Source organism: Poseidonibacter lekithochrous (genome assembly GCF_018861145.1).
Lineage (GTDB): Bacteria > Campylobacterota > Campylobacteria > Campylobacterales > Arcobacteraceae > Poseidonibacter > Poseidonibacter lekithochrous_A.
Genome location: NZ_JAHKQT010000040.1, coordinates 1 through 6,737, shown reverse-complemented (window position 1 = coordinate 6,737; position 6,737 = coordinate 1). Strand labels below are relative to the sequence as shown.

Below are 6,737 nucleotides of genomic sequence, written 5' to 3'. Positions count from 1 at the left end.
CAAATTGCACGTGGTTTTATGATGAGTGCTGGATGTATTAGAGCAAGATTTTGTTCAGGGGCTACAAAACATCAATGTCCCGTAGGCCTTGCAACTCAAGATATAAAAAAGCGAAAATATTTCTTTGTTAAAAAACATTCAGAAAATGTGAAGAATTATCATAATAATTTATTAAAAAGTATGAAAAGTTTACTTGCTGTTATGGGACTTAAGAATGTGAAAGATTTAAGTAAAGAAAAACTAATCTTTTTAGATAAAGATTCAATTATCCATGATGATATGGATGAGTTGTTTGAACGAAGAGTTTTAAAGAAAAATGATTCTAAATCTAAGTCATTAGAGAACTAATAGACATAAATTGAAGAATTAAAAGTTTTATCAACTGGTGACCTATATGGTTACTTAAATAAAAGATAAAAAGATAAAAATCTATCTTTTTATCTACCTAAGTGATCGGTCTATTGTATCTTATCGTATATAAAGATGGTAATGCTAAACCTAAACCTATCCCACCCAATATGATTATAGTTTTTAAACCATTTTCAATAAAAAGATTAATAAGTTCAGTAGTTACACCATGTGCATTCATATCTATTAAATTTATAATTGCAGAAAAGGCAAATGTTCCAGGAAGTAAAGGAATAATTGCTGGAATAGTATAAATAGGTCTTGGAATTACAAACTTCTTAGACCAATAAAGTGCAATTATTCCAATAATTGTAGAAGCTAAAAAGGTTGCTAACTCTAATGGAATATCCATATCCTGGAATGCAACTCTAGTAGTATATGTAATAGATCCACCAAAAGCACAGTAAAAAAGTGCTTGTTTTGGAACATTAAAAACCATTGCAAAACCAAGAGCAGGAATAGCTGAGAAAATGGCATTTAAAATATAAGTAGTAATCATCTTACCATCCTTTTAAACTTAATAAAGCAAGTGCAAGAATTATTCCAAGAGAAGTAGCCACTGTTAATAATACCGCTTGCATCCAACGTCCCCATCCCATAGCTAAGTAGCCTTTTACTGCATCTAAAACTGAGTTTACAAAAGGAAAACCAGGAGCTAGTAATATAACACTAGCCGATAGTGCTATATTAGGAGTGGAGCTTAAATTATAAATTTGAGCAAGACCTGCAATAATAGTTGCTACAAATGCTGTAAACATAAAAGTTAATATTAGAACAAATTTTCTTTTGGCTAGTTCTTGTCTTGTAAACATTGCTAAACTTGAAGCTACAAAAGTTACAAAGAAAGCTTGTACATCTGATCCTGTCAAATAAGCAAATGAAGCACAAGATAAACCTACCATAAATATAACTAACCATCTATTATAATAGTTAGGTTTTATTTCTTTTATAGTTGTAAAAACAAAATCTATATCATAATTGTTTTTTTCTAAATCGTGACACATTTTTTGGACATCACAAACAATGGACATATTAATTGGTTTATGATGAGCTCTTCTAGTTGTAGTAACTGATTGTGTTTGATTATTGCTTAAAGTACTTAATACTATTGCAGAAGGAATAAGTGATACTTCAACAGAATCAACTCCTAAAGCATTTCCTAGTCTTTGAGCAGTTAATTCTATTAGTCTACTTTCTGCACCAAATTCCAACATTAAAACAGCAGCTTTAATAATAGCTCTTGTGATTTTTGTTTGTTCTTCGTAAGTTATTTTATTCATATAAATCTTATGCTTAATTTTTTTCATATATTATCGAAAAATTATCAAATTTGATGTATAAAAAATAGAAATATAAAAATTTTAATTACTAAAGTCAATATATGTTATTATTCGCAAAATAAAAGGATAAATATGTTTAAAAATATGATGTTTCTGCTAGTACCTTTATTATTTATTGCTTGTGGAAGTAGTAAAGTAAATGATATTTTAGGAATAGATGAAAACGAAATAAGAGTTGATTCTTCAAATATGAATACTAGTTTTGAAATTACACTTGATATTAATTTAATTTCAACAGACCTAACAAAACTAGGACTTACTGATGTTGTAAATGTAAGTTATATTTTAGAAGATGATGAAGGTTCTGAACTTTTAGAATATAAAGCACACTTAAAATCAGAAGTAAATACTGAATGTACTCGTACTCTTACTGAAAGCAATGGAGATACCTTCTCTTGTAAAACAAAGTATTCAAATGATTTAGCTAGAACAAATGTAGATGAAGATTTAACTCAAACAATTAAACTTTTAACTAATAAAACATATAAAATTATTTTAAAAGAATACCATGCAAAGATTGATGAAGTAAAAATTGATGATAGCGAAAAGTTAATTACGACATTAGAACTAAGGTAAAAATTGAAAGAATTAACAAATTATTTTACAAAAAAAGATATTATATTTAAACAAATAAGTGAGATTACTCCAAAAGAGTTAGGCTCAAGAAAAAAAATAGGTATATACCAGGCTACTTCTGTTAAAAAAGAGTTTTATGCTATTTTTATAGTTGATGCAAAAAGTAGATTTATAAGAAAAAATGCTGATGATTTAATGGCTCTTTGTGATAAATTATCTTCAAATGTTGACCATAATTTTAAGAGAAAAGTATTATTAATATCTTCTCCTTTATGCTCAAAAGCAAAAGCATATTTAGAAGATAATAAATGGAGTGTTTATATTGATTTTATGTGATATTGGCAATACAACTTTTCATTTTTTAATTGGAAAAAAACATAAGAAATATTCTTTAAAAGATGATATTCCAAAGTTTGATGAAAGAATATCTTTTGTCTCTGTAAATAAAAAAGCAACAAAGAAACTATTACTTGCTAATCCAAATGCTATAAACATAAAAAAATATTTAGATTTTAAAACAGAATATAAAGGTCATGGAATAGATAGAGCACTTGCTTGTGTATTCCAAAAAGATGCAGTTATTGTAGATGCAGGAAGTGCAATTACTGTAGATATTATGAAAAAAGGTAAACATAATGGTGGGTTTATCTTACTTGGATTAAGTTCTTTTATTAAAGCTTATCCCAAAATATCAAGAAAACTAGAATTTGATTTTGAAAAAGATATAAATTTAGATAAAATACCGCTTCAAACAAAAGATGCCATACAATATGCAATGATGAAATCTATCATTTTACCAATCAAAGAAGTTGCAAAAAATAAGAATATTATATTTACAGGTGGAGATGGAGAGTTGTTAAGTGGGTATTTTAAAAATAGTGTATATAAAAAAGATTTAATATTTGAAAATATGAAAAGGATTATTGATGCTAACAATTGCATTGCCTAAGGGAAGAATTGCTAAAGAAACTTTAGAAAAGTTTGAAAAAGCTTTTGGAGAAAAGTTTATTTTTGAAGATAGAAAACTAATACTTGAAAAAGCTGGGTTTAGATTTTTAAATGTAAGAAATCAAGATGTACCAACTTACGTGATGCACGGAGCTGCTGATTTAGGCGTAGTGGGGCTTGATGTATTAGAAGAAAAAGAGTACGACTTAATCAAATTGCTTGATTTAGAACTTGGACGTTGTAAAGTTGCTTTTGGACTTAAGCGTGGTGAGAAACTAGATTTTAATAAAAGTAAAATCACAATTGCAACAAAACATGAAAAAATTGCAAAAAGATATTTTGAAGAAAAAGCAATGGCTGTTGATATTATTAAACTATATGGTTCTATAGAATTAGCACCACTTGTAGATTTAGCTGATTGTATTGTTGATATTGTCGAAACGGGTGAAACAATGAAACAAAATGGTTTAGAAGTAGGACCTACAATTATGGAAAGTTCAGCACATTTAATTGCAAATAAAAATTCTTATTATGCTAAAAAAGATTTAATTTTAGATTTAAAAGAAAAGATTGAAGCACAACTATAATGGGTTTAGAGTTATATTCAAAAGTTGAAGAGTATTTAGGTTTAGAAGATGAGGTTAAAGAGCTTCACTCATATTTCCTATCAATAGTTTTTAAAAAACAACTTGATGATATTATAGATATTGGCTGTGGTCAAGGTGCCTTTATGATGCATTTACGTGCAAATGAAGTAAGTGCTTATGGAATAGATTTAAGTGTGGAGCAAGTAAAAATTTGCCAAGCTCATGGATTAAGAGCAGATGCAATTGCTTTAAATGAAGTAGAAGATAAATTCTCTTGTGCCACTGCAATTTTTGATGTGATTAATTATATTCCTAAAACTTCACTAGAAGACTTTTTCAAAGATACTGCAAATATTTTAAAAGATAATGGTTATTTTATTTTTGATGTTAATTCATTATTTGGCTTTGAAGAAATTGCACAAGGAAGTTTAAATATAAAACTTGATGATAAATTTATAGGAATTGATGCTTTCTTTGAAGATAATGAACTTAAAACAGATATCACATATTTTGAAAAAACTAAAAATAATTTATATATAAAAGAAGAAGATAGTATTACTCAATATTATCATGAATCAAAAAGCTTAAATTTAATGCTAAAAAATGCAGGTTTTATAGTTGAAGATGTAACTAATTTTAATCTTCATACAGACGATGAAGCTGATAAACTAATATTTATTTGTAAAAAGAGCTAAACTTTTTACAAATACTTTTTTCTTGTTCTTTCTCAATGTCATATATTTATTTTTTAAGTATACTAAGAATAAAAAAGGCAAAAAATGACTTACCCAGATTTCTATAACAAAATTGAAACAATCAAAGTACAAGATGAATTATCATCATTTTTAGGAGCATTTGAAGATGGGATTTATGAAATTTCATATTTAGATATTGTAAAAGGAGCAGGTCATTCATGTCCTACAGTTATGGGCGCTTACCTTATGAACCTTGAAGCACTTAAAGCTTTATATCCAGAAGGAATTGCAAAAAGAGGTGAAATAGAAGTTTCATTTTCACAAAGACAAAGTGAAGCTGTTGCAGGAGTAATTGGAAATGTTGCTATGTATATAACAGGAGCTTGTACTACAAATGGATTTAAAGGAATTGGTGGTAAGTTTGATCGTAATTATCTTTTAAAATTTGAGCAAGATATAAATGATGCAAGTGCTAGATTTACAAGACTTGATACAAAACAAAGTGTTGATGTCGTTTATGATCCAAGTTCAATACAATTTGATCCTTCTATGCAAACTTTAATGCAAAAATGTGTTCAAGGAAATGCAGATGAAACTGAGAAATTAAATTTTGGAAAACTTTGGCAAGAAAGAGTTGAAAAGATTGCTAATAATATTTCTACAGTCATAAAAGTCTCTTAATAAACTTGCTATTTTAGGAATACTTTCTTCCTATTGTACTATAGTACAATAAAATAATTTTATTATTTGGGTATTATATAGTTATAAAATTTACTCAGGAGTAAAGTATGGCTACAGTAATAGGAAAAATAACAGAATTAAATGGTGAATTCGAAATTGTGAATGAAAATGGAGAAGTAGTTCAATTAGTCGAAGGACAAGAAATTCAAGTTGGAGATCAAATACAAGGTGTAGTTCAAGAAATTAATGGAGAACTACAAATTGTAACTGAAGATGGAGAACCAATAGAGTTAACTGATGGATTAACTTTAGAAACAATCGATTCTATACCTGAACAAACTTCGGCTGCAACTGTTACTCTAAATAATGGTGAACAAGTAATCGTTAATAGCCAAACTCCTTTATCTGTAGATCCTACAGTAACTAATAATGAAGTAAATACTTTTGATGAAACTCAAATAGATAATGAGACTTTAGATAATTTAGAAAATGATTTAGTAGATGAAACAAACTTAGTTGTTGAAAATAATAATGATTCTGATACAGATACACAAGAAGAAGATGATGAAATTCAATCAGATGATTCAAAGGCTAGAGAACTAGATAGAAATGCAGATGTGGTAGATGTTGTCGCAGATTTAAGAGAAGCAGAATTAGATTTAAATGAAGAAGTTGAAGAAGTTGTAATAGAGGAAAATCAAGTTTCATTTGATTCAGTTATTTCTATTGATGGAACAACTGTTGTATTTGAAGGGAATACAGCTACTTATACATTAAATTTAACACAAAAACCCTCTATTGAGGTAACGGTTACTCTTGAATATAGTGGGGTATCAATTGATGGAGTAGATTATACAAGTGTTAAAACTGTTGTTATTCCTGCTGGAAGTGATCAAGTTTCTTTTTCAATTGATACAATAAATGATTATATTTTAGATGATAATGAACCTTATATTATTGAAATAATATCTGCAACAGGTGGAGGATATGATAGTTTATTAATTGATCCAGTGAAAGATACAGTAACAACAACAATAGTAGATGATTCAAAACCAAATACGCCAAATGACCCAAGTGATCCAGAAGAAGCAAATGGATTAGATAGTGTAACAGTAAAATTAATATCAACAGATACATCAGGAAATGAGATAAATCCAGCAACAATAGCAGAAGGTGAAACATCTTACTATAAAGCAATCTTAGTAGATCCTTCAGGTAATCAAATCACAACAGCTACTGGAGATGTAAATATTACATTTACAGATGGAACAGCAATTAGAACAGGAACAAATGCAGATGGTGAACTAGACTTCACAGGAACAGATGCAACAGTAGCTTTAAATACAGTATTTAGCGCAGTAGCAAGTGATGATTATGTAGCAGATAGTGGTGAAACATTTAATGTACAAATTACAGATGATACATATACAAATGCAAGTGTATATGAAAATGTAATACATGATACAACAGCAGTAATAACAACAATAGTAGATGATTCAAAA

The 6,737-nt window shown here is 28.2% G+C and carries 10 protein-coding genes; 8 read left to right on the top strand and 2 right to left on the bottom strand.

The window, feature by feature from the left end; translation table 11 throughout:
• A partial coding sequence (locus KO488_RS13455; protein WP_266099300.1) for a glutamate synthase-related protein occupies nt 1-348 on the top strand: 348 nt, incomplete at its 5' end.
• Between the two features lie 97 nt (nt 349-445).
• Here KO488_RS13455 and KO488_RS13450 read toward each other — a convergent pair.
• Together KO488_RS13450 and KO488_RS13445 are read right to left on the bottom strand one after the other, a co-directional pair.
• The gene (locus KO488_RS13450; RefSeq protein ID WP_216059330.1) at nt 446-907 is read right to left on the bottom strand and encodes a threonine/serine exporter family protein; all 462 of its coding nucleotides are present in this window, start codon (nt 905-907) and stop codon (nt 446-448) included.
• 1 nt (nt 908) lies between these two features.
• Nucleotides 909-1,688 (bottom strand): threonine/serine exporter family protein, encoded by a 780-nt coding sequence (locus KO488_RS13445; RefSeq protein ID WP_216059329.1) that lies wholly within the window; start codon nt 1,686-1,688, stop codon nt 909-911.
• Between the two features lie 132 nt (nt 1,689-1,820).
• On the opposite strand from KO488_RS13445, the gene KO488_RS13440 reads away from it, so the two are divergent.
• The 7 genes from KO488_RS13440 to KO488_RS13410 all read left to right on the top strand — a co-directional run.
• Complete coding sequence (locus KO488_RS13440; protein ID WP_216059328.1) at nt 1,821-2,324, top strand: hypothetical protein; 504 nt, start codon at nt 1,821-1,823, stop codon at nt 2,322-2,324.
• A gap of 3 nt (nt 2,325-2,327) precedes the next feature.
• Complete coding sequence (locus KO488_RS13435) at nt 2,328-2,660, top strand: hypothetical protein (RefSeq protein WP_216059327.1); 333 nt, start codon at nt 2,328-2,330, stop codon at nt 2,658-2,660.
• Nucleotides 2,638-3,273 carry a type III pantothenate kinase gene (locus tag KO488_RS13430; RefSeq protein WP_303572665.1) on the top strand — a complete coding sequence of 212 codons (636 nt, stop codon included), beginning with the start codon at nt 2,638-2,640 and terminating at the stop codon, nt 3,271-3,273. Before KO488_RS13435 ends, KO488_RS13430 begins: the two co-directional genes overlap by 23 nt.
• Nucleotides 3,251-3,859, top strand: coding sequence for an ATP phosphoribosyltransferase (hisG, locus tag KO488_RS13425; protein WP_216059326.1), 609 nt, complete (start codon nt 3,251-3,253; stop codon nt 3,857-3,859). Before KO488_RS13430 ends, hisG begins: the two co-directional genes overlap by 23 nt.
• Nucleotides 3,859-4,554 (top strand): class I SAM-dependent methyltransferase, encoded by a 696-nt coding sequence (locus KO488_RS13420; RefSeq protein WP_216059325.1) that lies wholly within the window; start codon nt 3,859-3,861, stop codon nt 4,552-4,554. The genes hisG and KO488_RS13420 overlap by 1 nt, the downstream gene beginning before the upstream one ends.
• An 84-nt stretch (nt 4,555-4,638) precedes the next feature.
• Entirely contained in the window at nt 4,639-5,235 is a 597-nt protein-coding gene (locus KO488_RS13415) for an FmdE family protein (RefSeq protein WP_216059324.1), read from the top strand.
• Between the two features lie 107 nt (nt 5,236-5,342).
• On the top strand, nt 5,343-6,737 hold a 1,395-nt coding region (locus KO488_RS13410; RefSeq protein ID WP_216059323.1), incomplete at its 3' end, for an immunoglobulin-like domain-containing protein.